Raw genomic sequence first — 22,497 nt, forward strand, 5'->3', positions numbered from 1 at the left:
GGCCGCGGACAAAAAGGGGCGAGCCCCTACCCCGGCCCGCGGGGTAAGGGCTTCGCTGGTCAGGAGCTGAAGAGCTCAGCTCACCGTGATCGAGAAGAGCGTGCCCTGCGATCAGGGAGGGGGCGGGGGCAGGTCATCCCCAGCCGGCGGGGGCAGCTTGAACAGCCTGCCGACGCGGAACGGCCGCGTCGACGGGGAGTAGTAGGTCGTCGTCGAGGAGGTGACGCTCCACGTGTAGCCGAGCAGGATGTTCGTGATCGAGTCGGTGTAGACGCGCATGTAACCCGTCCCTGCGCCGTCGGCCATGGACCCGCCGACGCACGGTCCGCTCCACCGGCTGTCCGGGTACGCCGTGTTGCACCCGTGCGACATGGTCGTCGAGTCCACGATCGGCACCGCGTACTGCTTCGTCCCCGCGTAACGCGGGTTGATCTGCGGCAGGATCTCCGTCGGCGCGCCCGTGATGATTACCGTGTGGCCGGGGTAGGTGCCAGTGGCGCCGACGACGAGGATATCACCCCTCTGGATGTCGATGGCCCTGCTGACGCGGCGGAAATGCGTCTCATCGTCCTCCGACAGCGGGGGCGCGCCGAGCGCCGGGCTCATGTTGATGTAGTCGAAGTAGACATCGGACACGGGGCTGTTCGCGAACCAGAGGTTCCCGATATCCTTCTTCGCGTACCCCATCGCCTTCTGGAGCGACAGCGTGAAGAAGCACGCGCCCTTGGTCTTGGCGGACCAGGCCGCCGGAGTGCCGTCACCCCAGTTCATGAAGCAATCCTCGCCCTCATCGGTCACCGAGTTGCTGACCGCGTTGTTGATGAACTCGAGGGCCCAGTCCGTGTGGTCCTTTGCGCTCGCGGACGCCGAACCAAGCGTGATCAAGGACGCGGCAGCCAGGGACACAACAGCCAAACTCGTCATGCGCCTACTCATACATCTACCTCGTTGATTTCGAATGACATTGCATGTGCACTCTGGAACAGATGCTAGTCATTTCATGTCGAACCACCAAACGAACCCTGGCGCCGAAGATGCCGAGTCTAGCAGGATGGATATTCCCTATAATCGGCTTGGGTGTCAAGGCTTTTTCGGGACGTTCGTCCATTTTTCCACGCTTCTTCATTCAGCGTCGAACATGACGTAAGACCATGTCGTCCCACAAGATATCTGATGCGCGATGGTATGAAGCGACGGTGTCCGGCGCCATGACACGGCCTCCTCCTGCCGCTCCTGCTGACCTCGGCCCGCGGCGCGGATCGCGCCTCGACCGCGGCGTGGGACGGGAGCTGTCGGCGCGGTCCTCCGCGCTCGGCGGCGGGGAGCCGCGCTGATGCCCTCATCGGACCACACGCGCGGCGACGCGCGTGTCGCGGGATCGGACCGCCCCCGCGCATGGCCGCCGGGGGTGTTCGACGCGCCGCTGCTGCGAGGGCTCGACGAGCGTGCACGGCGCGAGATCGCCGAGGCGGGGAGGCTCCGCGCGCTGGCGCCGGACGAGGTCGCCTACCGCGCCGGCGACGCCGGCGACGCCTTCTTCGTCGTGGCGTCCGGCCGCGTCGCCCTGCGCGCGACACGCCGCGGTGATGATCGGGAAACCGAGGTGCGCACCGCCGCTGTAGGCGATGTCCTCGGCGAGGAGGCGGTCGTGGGGATGTCGCGCAGGACCACCGCAGTCGCGCTCGCCGAGTGCGTGCTCGCCGAGATCCCCGTCCACCTGTTCCGCCGCGCCGCCGGGCGCTCCGGAAAGGCCGAGATCGCCGAGAAGCTCGAGCGCGCGCTGCGGAGGAGCGCGACGCGCGACCTCCTCGGCACCCTCGCCTTCACGCGCGATCTCGACCCGGAAGACATCGAGATCCTCCTTGACGCAGTGGGTCATCGGCGCTTCGAGCGCGGTCAGGCCGTCTATCGCGCTGGCGATCCGGCGGCGGAGCTGTGGCTCATCGCCGAAGGGATGGTGCAGATCCAGACCGAGGATGGAGATCGAATTCATGTGCGCGCGTACCTCACCCGAGGTGATTTCTTCGGAGACGTCGAGCTGGGCGAGGCACGGTGTCGGACGGCGAGCGCGGTGGCGAGCGGCGCCGCGGCGCTCCTGTCCGTGCCCGCGAAGACGTTCGCCGCCCTGGCGCGGAAGCACCCTGATCTGATCCCCCGACTCCGGCGCATCACCGGCGAGCAGCGCGCCGTCCAGGAGGCGATCGTCGCCGGCCAGGCGCGCAATCACACAGCGCACGTCTTCAGGGACCTCTATCGCCTGCAGGTCGCGCGGTCGCTCCTGGTCATCGACCTGGAGACGTGCGCCCGTTGCGGGCACTGCGCGTGGTCGTGCGCCGATGTGCACGGGGTCTCGCGGCTCGTGCGCCGCGGAGACAAGGTGCACGCGCGGGTCGACGACGCGCCGCAGGCCGCGCAGCAGGAGGCGCCGCGGAGCCTGCTCCTGCCGAACTCGTGTCAGCACTGCGAGAGCCCCGCGTGCATGATCGAGTGTCCCACCGGCGCCATCGGCAAGGACACCGGAGGCGAGGTGTTCATCCGGGACGCGCTCTGCACGGGCTGCGGCGCCTGCGCCAAGGCGTGCCCCTGGGAGAACATCGCCATGGCGCCGCGGCCCGCCGGCGCGCCGCGCCCGGTCGGCGCGGAGTTCCCGGACGTCGCCGTGAAGTGCGATCTCTGCCGCGATCACGACGGGCCGGCGTGCGTGAAGGCGTGCCCCACGGGCTCGATCTTCCGCGTCAACCCGGCGGAGGAGATCGCCGACGTGCGCGATCTGCTCGGCGGAGCGCGGCGCGAGCAGGAGCGCGCCGGCGCGGCGCGGAGCGACGCGGCGCTGCTCGCCGGGAGCGCGCTCGCGGCGGCGGGGCTCGCGGCGGCGGGGCTCGCGGCGCACGCGCGCGGCGACGCGCGGCCCGGCGAGGGCGCCGCCTGGTCGGCGGGCGTCGCCGCCGCTGTGGGCGTCGCGCTGCTCCTGCTTTACGCGGTCCCGAAGCGCGCCGGGCGATGGGTGTGGATGCGGCCCAGGCGGCGTGGCGCCGCGGCGAAAGAGCGCGGCGACGCCGCGGCCGAGGAGCGCGGCGAGGGCGCGCCCGTGAGGAGCCGGCTGCGGCCGCACCTGTCCGGGCACCTCGCGATCGGCCTCGTCACGGCCGGACTCGCGCTCGCGCACGCGCCGTGGCCGCGGTCCGGCCGCCCGACGCTCGGCGCGGCGCTGCACCTGGTCTTCTGGGCGACCGCGGCGGCCGGCGCGTTCACGGCGGTCGCCTACCGGCTCGCGCCGCGGCGGCTCGCCCGGATCGAGCGCACCGCGGCGCTGCCCGAGGACTTCGCCGCCGCCCGCCGCGAGCTCCTCGACCGCTTCTACCGCGGGGTGAGCGGGCGCAGCGACCTGGTGAAGAAGATCGTCGAGAAGATCCTTGTGCCCTATGTCCAGAGTCCCCTCGGCCCGCTCGCGCTCCTCGCGTCGGGGCGCGGCCTGCGCGAGGAGGAGCGCGCGCTCCGCGCCCGCATCGACGCCGTCCTCGACGGGCGCGGCGCGGAGCGCCTCGCCGGCCTGGCCGAGCTCATCCGCCTCGCCGTGGAGGTGCGCGCGCTCCCCGCCCAGCGCGCGCTCCTCCTCGCGCTCCGCGGAGGGCTGCCGGCGCACATCATCACTTTCGGTATCGCCGCCGCGCTGCTCGCGCTTCACGCCATCACGGCGGTGAGCTTGCCTTGATGGCCACGCGTACGCCGCCCCACACGACCGCAGCCGCAGTGCGCCATGGAACGCCGGCGGCGCGCCGGACTTGCTATGAAATCGTTGCGAGGCACGGCATTTCTTTGTGCCTCGCACGCCGCGCGGCGCGCGGCGCCGCGCGCGTGGGAGGACCGCACACGTGCGCTGCGACCGCGTTTCTCACAACCGTGGGCGCGCCGGCGAGAGGCCTGGACTTTGCCTTCTGCGCCCGGGTACAATTTTCTCATCAGCACCCCAGTGGAAGGTAGAGAAGCCGATGGCTGGTCCCTCGACCAAGTGGATGGGAGCGCTCTCCCGATCAGGCTCCGCCGAGGCGTGGGCGCCGAGAGCGCTGCTGCTCGTCACGCTGCTCACGGCGTCGGCGGTGATCGCCGGAGCGTGCAGCGGAGACGACAACGGCCTTCAAGGCCCGCAGGACGACGGGACGAGCAGGCCCGACGCGGGGACGGGCCCCGGCCCGGGCGACCCGTGCGTCGACGGCGAAGAGGTGGAGTGTCACGTCACCGTCGGTGAGCACGAAGGCGTGCTGACGTGCCTGGACGGCGTCCGGCGCTGCGAGGACGGGCGTTACGGGAGCTGCGAAGGGTCGATGACGATGCGGCGCTCTCCGTTCGGGGCGGCGCCGCGGGGGAGCGGCGAGAGCGGGTATCGCCCGCTCGCCAACTCCGAGGCTTCCGACGGGGGCCTGTGCGAGACCAACCCGTGCGACCCGACGTGCCAGTCGTTCGAGGAGACGCCGGACGGGGGCCCCATCGACCTCTCGGGCACCGGCATCACGTACACGTGGTCGGTCGGCGATATCAACGAGCTGCCCGAGCCCGTCGCGCGGCAGGGCACGCACCAGCCCTGCACGACCAGTGAGGATTGCCAGTTCGACCAGTACTGCGAGCACCCCGCGCGGGGCGCGTGCGCCCACGAGCCGTGCACGACCGGCCTCTCGCTCTTGTCGAGTTGCAGCGGCTGCGTCGCGAAGGTCTGCGACGCTCGGCCGAGCTGCTGCACCCAGACGACCATACCGGCCGACTGCGGGCATGACGCCTGCGAGGCCGCCCCCGGCGCCGCGACCCACATGACCGCGACCTGCGGCGACGCGTGTATCGCCAACATCTGCGCCACCAACCCGCGCTGCTGCGACGTCACGTGCACGTCGGGTGCGCAGTGCGCGACCATCTTCGGGACGGGCAGCAGCTGCCCTATCGTGCCGCCCGGCACCCCGCGGCGTTGCACCCCGCCCGGCGGCGTATGCCCCCCGGACTCTGTCCTTCTGAACAGCAGGTGCACGGGAACCTGGAGCTCAACCTGCGTCAACCTCGTCGGGACCCGGTGCCTTGGCAAGTCGTGCGCCCCACCGAGCCAGATGTGGGACGCGACGTGCGTCGATCTGGTCGAGGAGCTGTGCGGCGCCACCTGCAGCACCGATCCAGACGAGCAGCGGGGCCTCTGCAAGGCGTACCTGCCGAACCAGACGAACCCGGAGTGCAGCGGCGTGGATCTCACCGTCGGCGTGGCTTGCGGCGGGACGATCCCGGTCTGCAACCGCGGCAACACGCCGGCGCCCGCGGGCATCGCCATCCACCGCTATCCCGCGGGCGCGGGCCAGCTCCCCTCCTCGGCCCCGAGCAAGGTCCTGGACTCCTGCAGCCCGAGCGGCGGCACCCTCGCCTGCACGACCACGCAGCCGATCGCGCCGGGCGAGTGCATCAGCGTGGCCGGCTGCACGGGCCTCGCCGACGGCATGGAGCTCATCGTCAACCCACCGGGCCCGGGGCAGGTCGCCGAGTGCCCTAACGCGTGCGCCAACAACGGGAGCATCTACGATCAGTCGGCCATGTGCGAGTCGCCGGGCTGCATCGCCACGGCCAGCGTCTCGATGGTCAGGCCGGTCACCCTGTTCGTCGCGCTCGATCGGTCCACCTCGATGTGGGAGACCTCGACGGGCGTCTCCGTGCGCGCCGCTCGATGGGACCCGGCCACCGAAGCCCTCAAGACATTCTTCGCCGATCCGGCGTCGGCAGGGCTCGGCATCGCGTTCCGGTTCTGGCCGCACGACAACCCCGGCCCGTGCAACGACAACCCCAGCTGCCCGCCCGCCGGCGGTGGCGGCTGCGCCCTGCCGATCGTCCCGTTCGACGGCACCCCGGCCCGGAGGCTGACTGAAGACCCCGCGCCGTTCGATCAGCAAGAGAACGCGCTCGTCAACGCGATCAACAGCGTCGCGCAGCCCTTCGGTGATACGCCGATGTACCCGGCGCTGGACGGCGCCACGACCTGGGCGATCAACTACAAGAACGCCCACCCCGAGGAGGAGGTCGCCGTCGTGTTCGTGACCGACGGCATCCCATCGCACTGCGACACGGTCCCGAACCACATCGCGAACCTGGCGCGCAACGCCTTCGAGAACCACGGCGTCCGCGTGCACGCGGTGGGCTTCGGCAGCTCGAACGCAGAGATCATCAACCTCATCGCCGATCGAGGCGGCGGACAGGCCTACAACCTCACCGCGGGCGCGACGTTGCAAGGCAGCCTCCTCGACGCGCTCGTCTCGATCCGCGGAGAGGCGCTCCCCTGCGACGTGACGGTCCCCCTCGCCGGCGTCGCGGATCCCTCGTCGGTGTCCGTCGTCCACGTGAACAACGCCGGCGCCGAGACCGTCCTCACGCCTCGGGCCGCGCTGGCCAGCTGCGGCCAGGGCTGGTACTTCGCCGACGCGACGCACACCAGCGTCAAGCTCTGCCCGCAGACGTGCTCCGACCTCCGCGAGAACCCGGGGGGGAAGGTACGGGCGACCGTCCCGTGCGTGACGACGAGCCTCACGCCCATGACGACGAGCTGGGAGCGCTACCAGGGCGTCTGCCCGCCGGGGGCCAAGACCCAGTGGGGGTATCTCAGGTACAGGACGGCGACGCCCGGCGACTCGAGCGTCGAGTTCTTCGTGCGAGCGGCCGACGACCCCGCTGATCTCGGCACGGCGACGGTGCGGCTCGCCGCCACCGCGCAAGCGGCGCCGACCGACACGCGGATCTGCGATGAGACCTCGACGCCGCCGTGCGCGATCGATCTGTTCGACGTGCTCGAAGAGCTCCCGGAAGCTCGGACCGAGTACCTCGAAGTCCGGATGAGGCTCAATCCGACGAGCACGGGCGGAGGCGGTGTTCAGGTGCACGACTGGGAGATCACGTACTCATGTCCGGATTCCGAGTGAGCCGCGGTATCACGGCGATTGCCCTGCTCTCGGCCGCCGCGATCGCCGCGGCGTGCGGCGGAGACGACGACCGGCGGAGGCCTCAAACCGCCTCCGGCGGGACGGGGGCCGCCGGCGGCGGGGGCGGCGACGGTGGGGGCGGCGGGGGCGGCGACGAGGGCGGCGGCGGCGCTGCGCCCGGTGCCTGCGGGAACGGCGTCGTCGAGCTGGACGAGGCGTGTGACGGCCCCGATCTCCGGAACGCCACGTGCCAGAGCTTCGGCTTCGACAGCGGCGAGCTCCGGTGCAGCCCCGACTGCGCCGCCGATACGTCGGGCTGCACGGGCGTCGAAGCGTGCCAGGACGGCCGCGACAACGACGGCGACGGCAGCGCCGACTGCGGCGATCCGGAGTGCGAGGCGGCGTGCGCGGACATGTGCGCCGCGCCGGTGGCCCTGCCGGATCCCGCGACCGTCACCGGCGACATCAGCGGTCACGCCGCCGTCGAGGGCGGGTGCACGGCGGGGGCCCCAGGCGTCGCCTACACGTTCACCGCGACCACCACCGGGTTCCTCGACGTGGTGCTGACCCCGGCGACCGACGCCGGGCTCGTGGCCGTGCTTCGCGGCGCCTGCGACGACGCCGCGACGGAGCGCGGGTGCGGCGGCGTCAGCGCCGGCGCCGGCATCGAGAGCCGGCTCACCGTCCCCGTCCGCGAGGGCGACGCGTTCTACGTGGTCGTCACGGGCGCGAACGAGGGTCAGACGGGCGCGTTCGAGCTCGCCGTGAGGAGCCGCGAGACCGTCTGCGGCGACCGCATCCAGGATCCGGCCGAGGAGTGCGACAACCTGCTCGGTCAGCCGGACGACGGGTGCAGCGACGACTGCCGGCTCCAGGCGACCGAGGTCGAGCCGAACGACGACATCGCCTCGGCCAACACCCACGCGGCGCCGTTCTTCGCCTCGATCGATCCGTGGGACGACGTGGACGTCGTGCGCGTCTCGGTGCCGAGCGGCCCCACGGCGCTCATCGCGGAGACCGCCGACGTCACGAGCTCCGATTGCCTCAATGGCCGGCTCGACACCATGATCGACATCCTGGACGAGAGCGGCGCAGTGCTCGTGCAGCGCGACTTCGGAGGGGTCGGCGACTGCGCCCGCGCCGTCGCGCCGGCGCTCGCCGCGGGCGACTACTACGTCCGCGTCGCGGCGAACGTCGGCCCCGAGCAGCGGGCGCCCTACCGGCTCGACGTGACGCTCGTCCCGGAGGTCTGCGGAGACGGGGTCGCGACCGACGGCGAGCAGTGCGATGATGGCAACACGACGTCCGGCGACGGGTGCAGCGCTGCCTGCCGCTTCGAGCTCGACGAGACGGAGCCCAACGGCACGCCGGCGCAGGCCGAAGCCCATGCCGCCCCGTGGCTCGCGGAGATCTCTCCGGCGGGCGACGTCGACGTGGTCACCGTGAGCGTGCCCGGGCCGAGCTCGACCCTGATCGCGACCGTCAGCGACAACGGCACCGAGGCGTGCATGAACGGGCGGCTCGACAGCTATGTCGAGATCCTGGGCGACGACGGGGCCACCGTGCTCGCGTCGGACGACGACTCGGGCGCGGGCTACTGCTCCTCCGCGTCGGCCACCGACCTGGCCGAGGGCACCTATCACGTGAGGGTCAGGGCCGCAGACATCGTTCCCAACGCGACCTTCTTCTATCGACTGAATGTCACGCTCCTCTAGCCCGACCGGCGGGAGGAGCCGTACGAAGGCGCCGGCCGGCGGCGCCGCGGGGGAAGAGGCGCGCTCTCCCGACACATCGAGGACGCTCTACCGCGCCGATCTCTCCGATCCGCGCCAGCGCGCCGCCCAGCCGCGGGAGGTCGTCCGGGGGCGCGCCGCGCGCCGCGCCGAGTCGACGTCCGACGTGACCCGCTTCCGCGGCGTGCTGCCGGCGACGCTGGCGGGCGCCGTCGCGACCGGCGCGGCGGCGCTGCTCGCCCCGCCGCCGGGCGGACACGCGTCGCCGGGGCCGCTGTCGCTGCCCCACGCGCGCGCGGGGCTCGCGTGCGCGTCGTGCCACGCGGAGCAGGCGCCCGCCGCGGCGCGCGGGCTCTCGGCAGCACCGCAGCCCGCCGCGGCGCGGGAGGACCGGACGGCCGCGCGCTCGGTAGACCAGGCCTGCACGGGGTGCCACGGCGGCCACGGCTCGACCCGCAGGAGCCACGGGGAGCTGCTCGCGAGCGGCGCGCTGCGCTGCGCCACGTGCCACCCCATCCATGGCGCCGACCAGGGCGTCGTCTTCGACCCCGCGGGGCCGCCGGTGCGGTTCGCGCCGGGCGTCGAGGTGGAGCTCCCGAGGACGGCCTTCCGCCCGAGCCAGCCGGCCACGGTCGCGATCGTCGCCGCCGGGAGCTGCAAGCCGTGCCACGACCTCGGCGCGCCGCGCGATCCGATCGCGCGCTGCCTCGTCGCGGCGCAGGCGTCGCTCGGCGATGCGCGCCCGGTGACATGCTTCGACGAGCACCGCCCTGCCCTCCCCGAGGCCGCCGCAGCGGGCCTCGGCGGCGCGCGCGGCGACGTCTGCAGCGGCCAGCACACCGAGGACCGCGCGCTCGCGTGGGACGCGGCGCGCGACGCCGCCGCGGCGCTGCCGGTCGTGACGGGCGCGGCCGGCGCCGCGGGCGGGAACGCGCACGCAGCGCGCGCGCTGCTCTGGATGGGCGCGGGCCTCGCCGCCGCCGCGGCGGCGTTCGCCGTCGCCCGCGGCGGCCACGCCCTGCGCGAGCGGCGCGCGCGGCGCTCGGCGCGCGATCTGGAGCCGGCCGAGGCGATGCTGCGCCCCGCGGCGCGCGTGCGCCTGCCCCGGATCGACACGACCACCTGCCTCGGCTGCTACGCGTGCGTCGACGCGTGCCCCTACGACGTGCTCGCCGTCGAGCGGTACGTCGCCGTCGTGGCCCGCCCCGAGGCGTGCTGCGGCCTCACGCTGTGCGAGCAGCGCTGCCCCAACGGGTCGCTCACCATCGAGGGCGGCGCGCCGATCGCCGATCGGCCGCGCCTCGACGACGACCTCGGGAGCCTCGACGTGCCGGGCCTGTACCTGGCCGGCGACATCACCGGGCTCCCGCTCATCAAGAACGCCATCCACCAGGGCGCCCACGCGGCGACGCGCATCGCGGAGGAGCTGCGGCAGGCCGGCGCGAGCGCCGCGGGAGGCGAGCAGCTCGACCTGATCATCGTGGGGGCAGGCCCCGCCGGGATCAGCGCCGCGCTCCGCGCCAAGGAGCTCGGCCTCTCGTTCGAGGTGATCGAGCAGGGCAGCGTGGCGCAGAGCATCCAGAGCTTCCCGCGCGGCAAGCTGGTCTTCGATCAGCCGCTCGACCTGCCCGTGACCGGGAAGCTGTGGCTGAAGGAGTCGACCAAGGAAGAGCTCCTCTCCCACTGGCTCCGCATCGTGCGCAAGGAGCGGCTCCCCATCCTGCAGGATACCCGGATGGTATCCATCGCGCGCGCGGGCGACACGGCCGCGCGCGCAGGCAGGCAGGCTCCGACCGGCGCCGGCGCGAGCGCCGCCGCGGAGGCCGCGGCCGGCTTCGTGGTCGTCACCGAGCCGCGCGAGGGCGGGCCGCGCGCCGAGCGCCGGGCGCGGCGCGTGCTGCTCGCCCTCGGCCAGCGCGGCTCGCCGCGCCGGCTTCCGTTCGACCTGTCCGCCGAGGTGGAGGGCCGCGTGTACTACCACCTCGCCGACGCCAGGAGCCTCGCCGGCAGCCGGGTGCTGATCGTCGGGATGGGCGACGTCGCCATGGAGGCGGCCATCGCGCTGTCCCGCCAGCCGGCCACCGCGGTCACCGTCGTCTACCGGGGCAGCGGGTTCCGCCGCGGCAAGACGCGAAATATCGAGGAGATGCGCAGGCTTGCAGCCGCGTCTCGCCTCTCGCTCCGGTTCGAGACCGACGTGGCCGCCCTCGCCAGCGAGCCTGGCGGCGCGCTCGTGGCGACCCTCGCCTCGCCGCCGGGGACGCAGGCGCACCCCTGCGACGCCGTGCTCGTCCTGATCGGGAGCATCCCGCCCTGGGGCGCCCTCCGCGCCGCCGGCGTGCGGCCGATCGCGGAGCCGTCAGATCGATCGAGGCCCGACGACGTACAAGGGACCACGCCCGCGGGCCCCGCGGCGTGAGCTCGTCGCGAGGCGCGCGCGTAAGATCGAGGGGCCCAGGCCGTTCTCTGGAGGAGCCATGAAGCCGACCCATGTCGCCCTGTTCTCCGCCCTCGGCATGATGCTCACGAGCATCTCCGTGTACTCGCTGACGCCGTCCGGGAGCCGGGGCTCCGCGGAGCCGGTCAGCGAGGTGGTCGCCGAGCCGCCCCGCGTCGTCCCGGAGGTGGCGGGCGGCGCCGTGGCGGCGGTCGACCCGAGCCGCTTCACCACCGGCTCCAGGCTGATGCTGGAGGGGCGCGTCGGTCACGCCCGCCTCACGCGCGCGGCGCGCGAGACGTTCCTGATGTTCGAGGTCCGCGGCGACGGGGCGCCCGCAAAGGCGCGGGCGCAGGCGAACCTCTCGCTGGTCATCGATCGCTCCGGCTCGATGAAGGGCACCCGCCTCGCCAACGCCGTCCAGGCGGCGACGACCGCGGTGAGCCGCCTCAACGACGGCGACGTCGTGTCGGTGGTCACCTTCGACACGAGGACGAGCGTGGTCGTGCCGCCCACGACCGTCGCGCCCCGCACGCGCGGCCTCATCCTCGAGGGCATCCGCGGCATCTCGCTCGGCGGCGACACATGCATCTCCTGCGGCATCGAGGAGGGCCTCGTGCAGCTCGGCCAGGCGAACGGCGGGGTGAGCCGGATGGTCGTCCTCAGCGACGGCGACGCCAACCACGGGGTCCGCGACGTCCCGGGCTTCCGCGCGATGGCGCAGCGGGCGCGCGATCGCGGGGTGAGCATCACGACCATCGGGGTCGACGTCGACTACAACGAGAAGATCCTGTCGGCGATCGCGCTCGACTCGAACGGCCGGCACTACTTCGTCGAGAACGACGCCGCGCTCGCGCGCATCTTCGAGGCGGAGGCGGAGCAGCTCACCGCGTCCGTGGCGAGCGGCGCGGAGCTCGCGATCGACCTCGCGCCGGGCGTGGAGCTCGATCGGGTCTTCGATCGCGCGTTCCGGCGGGCCGGCGGGCAGGTCGTCGTGCCGCTCGGCGCATTCGCGCCGGGGGAGGTGAAGACGGTGCTGCTCAAGGTGCGGCTCGACGGCCTCGGCGCCGGCCGGGACGGCGCCTCCCCGGTCGCCGACGTTGGCCTCGCGTACCGCGACCTCGTCGCGGGGACCGACGCCCGCTGCCAGGGCAAGCTCGGCGTCGCGCTCGCGGAGAGGGACGCCGACGCGAGCGAGCTCGACGTGCTCGTCGCGGGCCGCTTGCAGCGCAGCGAGACGGCGGCGACGCTGAAGCAGGCGAACTTCCTGTTCGAGCAGGGGCGCCTCGACGAGGCGCGCAGCAAGCTCGACGCGCAGCAGCGGTCGCTGCGGAGCGCCGCCGACAAGGCGAAGCGCGCCGCCCCGGCGAGCCGCGCGAAGGACGTGGCGTTCGACTTCGAGAGCCAGCTCGCCGCGCTGGAGCGGGCCGACTCGGAGTTCGCCGCGCCGCCGGCGTTCGCCACGCCGCCGACGTCCGCCGGCCCCGCGAAGCCGGGCGGCTTCGCGCAGGCGCCGCCGCGGCCGGCGGCTCCGGCGCAGTCCCGCGAGGGCAAGGCCGCGGTCCGCCGCAACGAGGTGGACGCGTTCGATCTGGCCCGCTGACACGCGCGCGGGCCGCGGCGCGCACGGCAGGCACGGCAGGGGCCGCGGCGCGCACGGCGCTGGCCGCGGCGCGCGGCGCAGGGCGAGCGCGGGGCGTTGACACGGGTAGGGCTTTCGGGTTTTGACTCCCGGCGGTGGGCGTTCGACCGAGGGCGAGCCGGCCGGGAAACCGCCGGACGGGTGGCGACGGCGGGCAGGGATCGCCCCCGCGCGAGCCCCCGTCGTCGACCCGGAAGACGACCCCGGCGCGGCGCGCCCGCGGCGGCGGGCAGCGCGCGCCGACGTCGCGGCGCCCCGCCCAGGCCCGCCTGAAGCGCGGGCGGGCGCTCCTCCTCGGGCTCGCGGGCGCGCTCGCGGCGGCGGCCGCGGCGCTCGTCGCGCTGGTGGTCGGCTACGGGCGCATGAGGACCCCGGACCGCGGGCGCGTGGTGGAGATCAACTGGCCGGACGGGCTCGACACGGACGACGCGGCGGCGCTGCTCGCGGCCGAGGGGCTCGTGGAGAGCGAGCGCGCCATGGCGCTCTACCTGCGCGCGACGGGCGGCACCGAGGCGTTCGTGCCGGGCCCGCACCTGCTCTTCGAGGGCGCGACGCCGCGGGAGCTGCGGCAGCTGCTCACGCGCGCGGAGGGGCGGCCGACCGCGCGGATCACGATCCCCGAGGGCTTCAGCCGCTTCGACATCGCGACCCGGCTGGAGAAGCTGCGCGTCGCCGGCAGGAAGACGTTCCTGGCCGCGACCGCCGACGGCGCGTTCCTCGACGCGGTCGGCATCGAGCGCGGCGGCGCCGTGGGCGCGGAGAGCGCCGAGGGGTACCTCTTCCCGGCGACGTACGACTTCCCGCTGGACTCGGACGCGCGCGACGTCGCGAAGCGCCTCGTCGCCGAGGCCGACCGGCGCTGGAGCACCCTCGCGGCGCAGGGCAAGGACGGGCTCGCCGCGCTCCAGGCGACGCTCGGGTGGGGGCGCCGCGAGGTGCTCACGCTCGCCTCCATCGTGGAAAAGGAGGCGGTCGTCGAGGAGGAGCGGCCGCTCATCGCGAGCGTCTTCCTGAACCGGCTGCTCGATCCGACGTTCCGCTCGCGGCGGCTGCAGTCCGACGCGACGGCGCTCTACGGCTGCGTCGCCTGGCCCGAGGAGGCGCCGTCGTGCGCCGAGTGGGGCGGCAAGCCGACGCCGGCCGTGGTGCGGGATCCGAGCAACCGCTACAGCACCTATGCGCACCCCGGGCTGCCGCCGGGGCCGATCGCGAACCCGGGGGCGCCGTCGATCGCGGCCGTGCTCGCGCCCGCGGCGACGAAGTACCTCTATTTCGTGGCGGCAGGTGGCGGTCGCCACCGGTTCAGCGAGAGCCTGGACGATCACAACGATGCGGTGCGGAAGCGGCGGGACGCGACAGCGCCGTAGGCGAGGCGCGGTGCGCTCGCATCGAGCTCAGCGCCACGCCGGGCGCGCCCAGCGCGAGACGCTCTCCTCGTCATGGAGGGCTACCTGATCCGCCTCGGCCTCGCGAACCGCAAGGTGCCCCGGCGTAAGGCCGCCGCCACGCCCGCCGCGCCCGCCGCATCCGCCGGGCCGGTCGATCAGACCAGCGCGACCGCTCTGGAGTAGCCCAGCACACCAGTTGCGGCCTCCGGCGCGTGGCCGAGACCTTCCGACGCGCGCCGGAAGCTTCCGTCGCGGAAACGAAGCCCTCCGGCGTGCTCCGGAGCACGAAATTTCGCGTACTTAGCGGCGCCGTTCCCATCCCAGCGTCGTCCGGCGCGCACCCGAGGACGAATTCCCCGGCAAGTTCGCGCTCCGTCCCGCAACGGAAGCTCCGGGCGCGCGTCGGAAGCCTTCCGCCGGGCGACGGAAGCTTTCCTTCCGGTATCGGAAGCCTTGGTGGTGCGGTACTTACCGCACCCGCTTGCAACGGACCGCAGTTTGTGCCTCGAGCTCGACTGCCTTCGTCTCACGGCAGATCGGACACCCCTGGGTGATGCCCTAACCAGGGCAGGCGCGTAGCAGAACAGAGCAGGCGTGAGCGGACTCACGCGATCTCATGGAATTCCTTTATGCGCCTCGCAGCGAAGGCAGTCGTGCGCAGCGCTCTTGCCCTCGTCGCTTCTCGTGCTACAAGGCCGCCCCTTCAACGAGGTGCAACATGGCGCAGTGGGCAATCGCATACGATCTGGACGTAAAGAGAATGAAGCGGGACGGCATGACCAGGGGTCAGGTTGTCATGTTTTATCAGAAAGTACGTACATGCCTGAAACAAAACCAATTCGAACTTTTTAAGCAATTCAGCCTCTATACGAGCGCTGCGGATAATACGCTAACGAATGCTTTCAAAGCTTGCCAGGAATTACGAGCTCTTACGGACTCTAACAAGTACATAAAACGCTTGCACCTTTTCCGCGTCGAAGACTTCAACGATCTGCTTCCGCTCGTTGCCGATCGATCCTCTGCAGGCAAGGAGGTTGTCGAGGAGGAGATCGAAGAGGCGTTCGGTGCATCCCAAGAGTCCGGAACCCAGGCCGCGAATTCCAGCTAGCACAAGCGCGTCAGCGCGATGTTAGTAAACATCACTCGCGGGGGCAGTCGTCACCGAAAAGGCTAAGCTGCACCGGCCTCTGATGCCGCGGCTTCCAGGCGAACAGGTCCAGCTGTCCCGCCATTTCGGCGGCAGGCTCGGGTGGCGGTACGACGGCGGCAGGCACTGGTGATCTTGCCAGTGCCGGCGCCGCTGGGGCCATGACAGCCGCCGGAGGGGCAGCGGGTGGGGTCGCGGGCGAAGGTGCCGCGGGCCCACCAGCACCGCCCACGACGCGAAGCCATCCGCGTCCGCGTGGCAACTCGCGGGCGGTGCCCTCGGGCTTCCGCGGCGCGAGCGGCTTCGCGCTCGGCGCCGACATCTCAGGCACGGAGAGCAGCGCTTCGAGCAGCTCCGCCAGCTCCCAGATGTGGTTCGTCACGCCAGCCCCCATCGCGGGTGTGACGCGCGTCGTCTTCAACACGTGGCATAAGTTGTAGTGCACGTATCCGAGCGCGACAGCTGCCTTGTGACGGTCGACGTCCTTGGAGAAGGCGTAACAGAGTCGGCGCATCCGCCCGATGTGATGCCGCATCGTGCCGTTGTTGCGCTCGACGTGAGCGGTCGTCGCGGCGTCGATGTTCGGAGCACCGAACACCACGCGCTTGGTGAGAAATGGGTTGCGAGGGGGCTCATAGCGATGATCGTCGTCGCGATGGCCGTTCCGCGTGAAGTGTTTTATCACCTGCGCGAAGTCGACACCCGGGCCGAAGCTGCTGCCGATGGACCCTGGGTAGGCGGTGAAGCCGTCGGAGGTGAGCGACGGCATGACGACGAGCCGTGAGCGCAGGTCAGCGATGAACGCGTTGGCGCTCACTTCATCGCGCTTTCCGACGTACCACGTCACAACGTATCGGCTCGGCATCGCCAGCGCGGTGAAGGTGTACGCTTCGCCGAGACCGGCCGCATTCTCCTCGGGCGTGACGCGCGCTTGCTTCTTTTTTATGAAGCTCCAGACCTCGTCGCTCTCTATGAGTGAACACGATAGGTCGTGAGCCATGGTGTTGTGTAGACTCTGTGCAGCCTTGCCGATGCGCAGCGCGAATCGGCCAATCGTCTTCTGTTGAACACCGGTCATGCGCTCGGTGGCACGTTCGCTGTTGCCATCGATCAGGGCCGCGAGCACGGCAAGCTGCCGCTCGCGGGGGAGCATGTTCGCCACGGACCACTTGCCTTTCTCCAGGCGCGGACCCATAGTGCGCTCTGCGATGGGCGCTTGGTGGGCCACCACCTGGCGTTTCGCAGCCCTGTCGTCGAGGACCAGTCGACGACAGGGCGCTTTGCTGAGTGGCTCCAGATTAAGTCTCACTCTCCTGATTTCGAGGCTGGGACCGCTGTAGCTATGACATGCCTTGTCACAGCCACCGTGGTGCTTTTCGGGCCCGAGCCGCTTGACATCTGGCGAGCACGAGCGTGCCCGCGGTGGTCATCCCGGTGCCTGACGGCATCGGCTGAGCCCGGCCGCGTTACTGTTTCCTGACGAAGAACTCCGCGGCGTCGACGCCGAGCGCCTCGGCGATGCGGCCGAGCCACTGCAGGGTCGGCGACTTCTTTCCGGCAAGGACGTCCCAGAAGTGGGCGCGCGACACCGCGGCCCGGTCCGGCAGGTGCGTGACGGGGATCTTCCGCTCGGCGGCGATCTCGCGGATGCGGCCCGTAACCCGCTGGTGAAGCTCGTCAGGCTCGTCCACGGCCGCCCACGCGGCGAGCACGCTACGAGCGCTCCGCTATCGCGGAGTCCGCTATAGCGGAGTAGGGTGCGGATCATGAGCACCCAGGACCAGGGCGCCGGGCCGCATCCGCACGGCCACGGCCGCGCACCTCATCGCAAGCGACCCATCTGGCTCTACATCGTCGGCGGATTCCTCGTGATCGCCGTTCTTTCCGGCCTACTTCGAGGAAAGGACCGCCGGGCGGCGTCCTCCGCGCTCCCCCCTGCTGCGCTGCCGCCAGCTTCGGCTCCGGTCAATCCCACCGTGAAGGCCGAGCCGCCCCGGCCACGCGCGCCCGAGCTGCCGCCGGAGCCCGCACCGAGCGAGGCGCGGCTGGCCTCGGAGGTCCCCGCGCTCGAGGCGAAGCTCGCAGCGAACAGGGTCTACGTGACGGTCTGGGATCCGGCTCGCAGCGCTGAGCGCACGCTCCTGCTCTCTGCCGTGTCGCAGACCCTGTCAGCCGGAGGCTTCTACGGCCTCGTGATGACCGCGCTCAAGACGAAGAAGGAGATCGAAGACGCGGCCGTCCAGCTCTTCTTGATCCACGTCCGCATCGGCAGATACCCCGACGACTTTTCCACGCAGCTGAAGGCTCACCTGGATGCAGTGAAGGGGGAGCCCCGGCTCGGCGTCTGGAACCCCTACTCGAAAGGGCAGGTCCCGCACGACTACGCGGCGCTCGCGGCCTGGGTGCATCGCGATCAGCCGGCCTACATCCGTGAGCTACTGGCAGCGCGAAAGGGCGGGCCCGTGTCGTGGTCGCGCCCGGAGGTCCTCGACCGGCCCTACCTCTCGGATGAAGCCGCGGCGCTTGAATGGCTCGCACGGCTCGACACGCTTCAGCCGGCCGAGCAAGCACGACTGGAAGCGCTGCGCGCCGAGGCGAAGATCGTCCGTGTGCCGATCCAGAAGCTGCTCGCTGAGTACAAGGACAACGAGGTGCGCGCCGACGAGCAGTTCAAGGGCAAGGTCATCCAAACGACCGGCGTTGCGGTGGGGATCGAGAAGGACTTTCTCGACCACATCATCGTGCGGGTGGGGAGTGGCAGAGCGCTCGATATGACCACGGCTTGGTTCTACATCGGCGACCAGAGCGCCAAGGCGGCGTCCGCGCTTTCGAAGGGCAGCAAGGTCACGATCCGCGGCCGCGTTGATGGCCTGACGCTCGGGAACGTCATCTGCCGGAATGCAGAGATCGTGCCGTAGCTCCGAGCATAGAGGCAGACGGCTAGCGCCGACGATAACGCTTGGGCCGCCAGACGGGGCGCATGGCAGGGTCCGCAGGCGGTCCGAAACCCCATGTGAATAACCCGGGCAGAAGAAGCTGCTCCCACGGCTGGGTCGGACCGTCCTCCGAACGGTGAACCGGCGGGTTCCCGCCTGTCAGCTTCAGGAGCGGGTGCGGTTTAGGAGTCTGCTTCTTAGGGATTGGGTTCTGGTTTTCATTTTCGTCTTCACTGGGCATGAGGCCTCCGTTGAGGCCGCAAGCGGTCACCCAAGAACCTTGCCCGAAGAGAACAAAACACCCCCTTGACACGATCCTCAGAACTGATAAGGTTCCAAGCGTGCCGATACATGTCGCGAAGGGTTCGCGGTCTCCCAGGGCTTAGAAACCAAGCGACCAGCAATGCAGCAGAGGAAACGCCCGGGCTCTCACCCCCGGGCGTTTCTTTCTGCATGCCGTCACTCGGCGGCTGCGGGTTACGTCATGCGGTTCTCCGTTGAGTCCACTATTGGGCTCGGTGAGAGGAGTACCACAACCCCCATCCGCCACGCAATGGCAGCCGCGTGGGGCATGATGCCCTATCGTAGCATGGATGTAAAGGCGTCTTTAGGTGGTTGCTACGCAGCCTCGTCAGGCGCCGCTTGACTACGATGCGAGCAGCAACTGCTTCCGGTCGATCCGAGGGAGCAGCGGCGCGAGGCGCGGTTCGCGCTCCAGCGCAGCGAGCAGCACCTCCATGGCCGCGACGTACGCAGCCGGAGCGAGCTCCCCGCGAAGGAGCTGGGTCCGCAGGTAGAGCCCCGCGGTCTGGGCGACGTCGCCCAAGCAGTAGGCGCGCACCTGCTCGATCTGCCCGGCGGCGACCATCGTCGCGACGTCTGCGCCGTCGCAGCCAGCCTTCCCCGGCATACCGATGAGCTTCGCCGCGAGGTCGAGCGAGTAGGCCCGGGACGCGCCGAAGTCCGTCAGGAAGTCCATCACGTCGAAGTGCCCCTCGGTGCTGTAGCGGTACCGGACCTCTCGCCGCGCGTAGTACCAGGGGAACGCGATGCCGTGGCGCAGGCACCGCGCGACGATCACCGGCATGTCGAAGCCCCGCGAGTTGAAGCCCACGATCGTCAGGGCATCCCGCTTCGTGAGTCGCTCGTTCAGGAAGTTGATGAGCGCGAGGAGCATGTCGCGCTCGCCCTTCCCCTCGCCGACGATCCAGATGCGGCGGAGCCGGTAGTGCATGTCGAGCAGCGCGGCACCCATCACGACCACCTGATGGCAGGGGATCGGCGGGAAGACATCGCCGTCGCCCTTCTGCGTCTTCGGCGGTGGTGGAAGCGAGGGATCAACCACCGTCTCGAGGTCGATGACGAGCACCGAGCGCCCGCTCGTGTTGCGTCCGTCCGTCATCATCGGCCACCTCGCTTGAGCTTCGCCGCGAAGCGCTTCCGCGCGATCCTGAGCCGACTGCCTGCCGTGCCGAGCGGGATGTTGAGCAGCTCGGCGAGCTTGGTCTGCCCGTGGCCCAGCGCTGCGAGGACGAGCACTTCGCGGGCCCAGAGCGGCATCGCGGCGATCACCATGAGCGCCTCGGCCGCGTCGATGCGTTCGCCGAGTTGCCCGGCGTCCACGCGCTCCTCGCTCCCGGCGGGCCACGGATCGGCGACCGGCACCTCGTAGCGCCGGAAGGCGCGCTCGCGGTAGTGGCTCGCGGTGTTGAACGCGACGCCGAACAGCCAGCGCTTCAGCGCAAGATCAGGGTCGCGCGATGGGTCCGGGCAGTAGCGCCCCGCCTGCGAGCTCGTCCACGCCCCGAGCATGACGTCCTGGACCACGTCGTCGAGATCGACGGCACGCACACCGAGGCCCTGCAGCACGCCGCGGAGGTAGGGCGTCTGCGCGGTCAGCTCGGCGATGGTCAGGACGCGAGCGGGGCCAACGAACCGGCCCCGCCGGCTCATGGGCTACCCCGGCGCGCGCCGCAGTGCGGGCACCTCTCGGCGGAGCGAGGGCCGGGCGCCAGGATGGCCTCGACGGTGGTCCTGGCCGCCCGCGCGGCGCGCAGGATCAGCGCCGCGGAGCCGGGGAATCGGTCGCTCGCCACCCCGGAGAGCGTGTCGATTGAGATGCCGCCCATGGCGGCGGAGACGGCTTTCCACGAGCCCAGCGCCGAGCGCAGGGATCGAAGCGTGGCCGCGAGAGCACGGTGTTCTTCGGTCGAAAGAGAAAGGGCGGGCGACCAGCGGCGGCGCTTGGGCGCACCTCCGCCTTGTCCCCCGGACGGGGGCGGGACTACGGTCAGCATGTCGGGCTCCGGTTCGGTCGGGGTTCGGCCACGCAGCCCGGGCGTCTTGCACACGCCGCGGGCTGCACTACTTCGGCCGAAACCTAACCGCTCACCGGAGATTCCGGGTCAAATGACCGCAGTTTCGGTCAGATGACCGCACCACCGAAGCCTTCGTGCCGGCGACGGAAGCCTTCATGCGCGCCACAGAGGCGGACCCGCAAGCCGCAGCGGCCCCCCTGTGCCGGAGAGAAGCCCTCCTGCACGCCACCGAGTCCGTCGCCCAACCCCCAACACCCGATCAGGACGCGGCGGAGGTGGAAGCTCCGCGCAGCCGCGGACGCGCTCGCGCTCAGCTTGCTCCTGCCCGCGTGCCCTGGTCGCGCCGTCCGCGCTTCCTGCATCGACGCGAGGCGCAGTAGATTCGCGCGCCATCATGCGCCGCCCCGCTCCGCTCCTCCTCGCGCTCTCTGCTCCCCTCGCCTTCGCCGCCGCGGCGGCAGGTTGCTCGTCCCGTGCCACCCCCCCGACGGAGCGCAGCGCCGCGCCGCAAGCGGAGGCGATCCCGAGCGCGCCCGCGAGCGCCGCGCCGCCAGCGCCCGATGCGCCCACGGCCGCCGCTTCCGCGAGCGCCGCCAGCCCCTCTCCTACGGCCTCCGCCGCGCCCGCCGCGAGCGCTGCTCCCACGGCGAGCGCCGCGGCCGAGCCGACGGTGCCCAGCGCGGCCCCGGCCGACGCCGGACCGCTGCCCAAGGTGAAGGTCGCGAACATCGGCATGCACATCGGCGGCGGCCCGCACGACGACTACACGAAGGAGCCGATCAAGCGATCGGTCGCGCCCCACTTCGACGAGTTCCGACGCTGCTTCGCGCTCGCAGAGGACCCGACGAAGGGCGGCGACTTCGGGATCGACCTGCGGATCGAGAAGGACGGCGGCAAGGCCGAGGTGCGCAAGCCCCGGACGGCGCTCAAGGGCGAGGCGTTCACGAAGTGCGTGGTCGGCGTCTTCGAGCAGATCGACTTCCAGAAGCCACGGCGAGGTCCCACCGTGGTGAGCTACTCGCTCCGGTTCACCCCGTGAGCAGGCCGCAGCTCATCCGTGGTGGCCGATGTTCGGCAGCAAGCCGAGAGGCCTCGAAGGCCGTCTCGCCGGAGCGGGCGCGCGTATTCTCGAAGGCCGTCTCGCCGGAGCGGGCGCGCGTATTGGAGAGGATCGGGCCGAACAGGAAACCAAGGTGCCCGTCGCGATAGCTCGGGGGCCCGGACGCGGGCTCGTCACGCGGCGTTGCGCGCGCCCTGCGGGCGGCGCACCATCGCCTGTATGACCCTCCCGGCACGCCCGCGGCGGCACGCTACCGCGGCCGATCTCCTCGCGATCCCGGAAGCCGAGCGGTTCCATGAGGTCATCGACGGCGAGCTCGTCCCAAAGGCGATGCCGAGCTGGTCTCATGGACGCACTCAAGCGCGAATGACCACGCGCGTCAGCGACCCCTACGACCGACCCCCGGGGCGACGCGGGCCGGGCGGATGGTGGTTCGTGACCGAGGTCGAGATCGAGCTGGAGCCGGATCAGGTCTACCGCCCGGACATCACCGGCTGGCGGCGCGAGCGCCTCGCATCGCCGCCCACGGAGTTCCCGGTCCGCGCGCGCCCGGACTGGGTCTGCGAGGTCCTCTCGCCGAGTAACGCGAGCAACGACACCGTGAAGAAGCTCCGCACCTACCACCGCTGTCAGGTGCCACACTACTGGATCCTCGACCCGCTTCACGAGACGCTGACGGTCCTGCGCTGGACCGAGGGCGGCTACCTCCTCGCGGCCGCCGCCGGGCGCGGCGACCGCATGCGCGCCGAGCCGTTCGAGGCGATCGAGCTCGACGTCAGCGAGCTGTTCGGGGACGAAAACGAGGCGGGCGAGGCGGGCGAGGCGGGCGAGGCGGGCGAGGCGGGCGAGGCGGGCGAGGCGGGCGAGGCGGGCGAGGCGGAGAAGGACGACGCCTGACGGC

At 71.4% G+C, this 22,497-nt stretch carries 17 protein-coding genes; 11 read left to right on the forward strand and 6 right to left on the reverse strand.

Annotated features, from left to right (window positions below; translation table 11 throughout):
- Positions 1–111 precede the first annotated feature (111 nt).
- The gene (locus tag WME89_RS27455) at positions 112–924 is read right to left on the reverse strand and encodes a hypothetical protein (protein ID WP_438002670.1); all 813 of its coding nucleotides are present in this window, start codon (positions 922–924) and stop codon (positions 112–114) included.
- Between the two features lie 409 nt (positions 925–1,333).
- Here WME89_RS27455 and WME89_RS27460 point away from each other — a divergent pair, with 409 nt between their 5' ends.
- From WME89_RS27460 to WME89_RS27495, 8 genes are all read left to right on the forward strand, one after another.
- Complete coding sequence (locus tag WME89_RS27460) at positions 1,334–3,712, forward strand: cyclic nucleotide-binding domain-containing protein (RefSeq protein WP_438002671.1); 2,379 nt, start codon at positions 1,334–1,336, stop codon at positions 3,710–3,712.
- Between the two features lie 277 nt (positions 3,713–3,989).
- Positions 3,990–6,935 (forward strand): vWA domain-containing protein, encoded by a 2,946-nt coding sequence (locus tag WME89_RS27465; protein WP_438002672.1) that lies wholly within the window; start codon positions 3,990–3,992, stop codon positions 6,933–6,935.
- Positions 6,932–8,650, forward strand: a complete 1,719-nt coding sequence (locus WME89_RS27470) for a DUF4215 domain-containing protein (protein ID WP_438002673.1) — start codon at positions 6,932–6,934, stop codon at positions 8,648–8,650. Before WME89_RS27465 ends, WME89_RS27470 begins: the two co-directional genes overlap by 4 nt.
- A complete protein-coding gene (locus WME89_RS27475; RefSeq protein WP_438002674.1) occupies positions 8,634–11,087 on the forward strand; it encodes an NAD(P)-binding domain-containing protein in 2,454 nt (817 codons plus the stop codon). The genes WME89_RS27470 and WME89_RS27475 overlap by 17 nt, the downstream gene beginning before the upstream one ends.
- A gap of 58 nt (positions 11,088–11,145) precedes the next feature.
- On the forward strand, positions 11,146–12,708 hold the full coding sequence (locus tag WME89_RS27480) for a vWA domain-containing protein (RefSeq protein WP_438002675.1): 1,563 nt from the start codon (positions 11,146–11,148) through the stop codon (positions 12,706–12,708).
- Between the two features lie 134 nt (positions 12,709–12,842).
- Complete coding sequence (gene mltG / locus WME89_RS27485) at positions 12,843–14,114, forward strand: endolytic transglycosylase MltG (RefSeq protein ID WP_438002676.1); 1,272 nt, start codon at positions 12,843–12,845, stop codon at positions 14,112–14,114.
- Between the two features lie 72 nt (positions 14,115–14,186).
- The gene (locus WME89_RS27490; protein WP_438002677.1) at positions 14,187–14,318 is read left to right on the forward strand and encodes a hypothetical protein; all 132 of its coding nucleotides are present in this window, start codon (positions 14,187–14,189) and stop codon (positions 14,316–14,318) included.
- A 535-nt stretch (positions 14,319–14,853) separates the two neighbouring features.
- On the forward strand, positions 14,854–15,243 hold the full coding sequence (locus tag WME89_RS27495; RefSeq protein WP_438002678.1) for a hypothetical protein: 390 nt from the start codon (positions 14,854–14,856) through the stop codon (positions 15,241–15,243).
- A 31-nt stretch (positions 15,244–15,274) separates the two neighbouring features.
- Here the strand turns inward: WME89_RS27495 and WME89_RS27500 are convergent, their stop codons facing one another.
- Entirely contained in the window at positions 15,275–16,444 is a 1,170-nt protein-coding gene (locus WME89_RS27500) for an IS1 family transposase (RefSeq protein WP_438002679.1), read from the reverse strand.
- Positions 16,445–16,748: 304 nt separating this feature from the next.
- The gene (locus tag WME89_RS27505; protein ID WP_438002680.1) at positions 16,749–16,994 is read right to left on the reverse strand and encodes a helix-turn-helix domain-containing protein; all 246 of its coding nucleotides are present in this window, start codon (positions 16,992–16,994) and stop codon (positions 16,749–16,751) included.
- 54 nt (positions 16,995–17,048) lie between these two features.
- On the opposite strand from WME89_RS27505, the gene WME89_RS27510 reads away from it, so the two are divergent.
- Positions 17,049–18,200 carry an OB-fold protein gene (locus WME89_RS27510; RefSeq protein ID WP_438002681.1) on the forward strand — a complete coding sequence of 384 codons (1,152 nt, stop codon included), beginning with the start codon at positions 17,049–17,051 and terminating at the stop codon, positions 18,198–18,200.
- A 664-nt stretch (positions 18,201–18,864) separates the two neighbouring features.
- Here the strand turns inward: WME89_RS27510 and WME89_RS27515 are convergent.
- From WME89_RS27515 to WME89_RS27525, 3 genes are read right to left on the reverse strand one after another with little or no spacing between them, the layout of a single operon-like run.
- Positions 18,865–19,623 (reverse strand): hypothetical protein, encoded by a 759-nt coding sequence (locus tag WME89_RS27515; protein WP_438002682.1) that lies wholly within the window; start codon positions 19,621–19,623, stop codon positions 18,865–18,867.
- Entirely contained in the window at positions 19,620–20,171 is a 552-nt protein-coding gene (locus WME89_RS27520) for an RNA polymerase sigma factor (protein ID WP_438002683.1), read from the reverse strand. Before WME89_RS27520 ends, WME89_RS27515 begins: the two co-directional genes overlap by 4 nt.
- Positions 20,168–20,347 carry a hypothetical protein gene (locus WME89_RS27525; RefSeq protein ID WP_438002684.1) on the reverse strand — a complete coding sequence of 60 codons (180 nt, stop codon included), beginning with the start codon at positions 20,345–20,347 and terminating at the stop codon, positions 20,168–20,170. Before WME89_RS27525 ends, WME89_RS27520 begins: the two co-directional genes overlap by 4 nt.
- A gap of 583 nt (positions 20,348–20,930) precedes the next feature.
- Between WME89_RS27525 and WME89_RS27530 the strand changes: the two genes are divergently transcribed.
- A complete protein-coding gene (locus tag WME89_RS27530) occupies positions 20,931–21,575 on the forward strand; it encodes a hypothetical protein (RefSeq protein WP_438002685.1) in 645 nt (214 codons plus the stop codon).
- Between the two features lie 240 nt (positions 21,576–21,815).
- The gene (locus WME89_RS27535) at positions 21,816–22,493 is read left to right on the forward strand and encodes a Uma2 family endonuclease (protein WP_438002686.1); all 678 of its coding nucleotides are present in this window, start codon (positions 21,816–21,818) and stop codon (positions 22,491–22,493) included.
- Positions 22,494–22,497: the final 4 nt, after the last annotated feature.

This window comes from Sorangium sp. So ce321 (assembly GCF_051530195.1).
GTDB lineage: Bacteria > Myxococcota_A > Polyangia > Polyangiales > Polyangiaceae > Sorangium.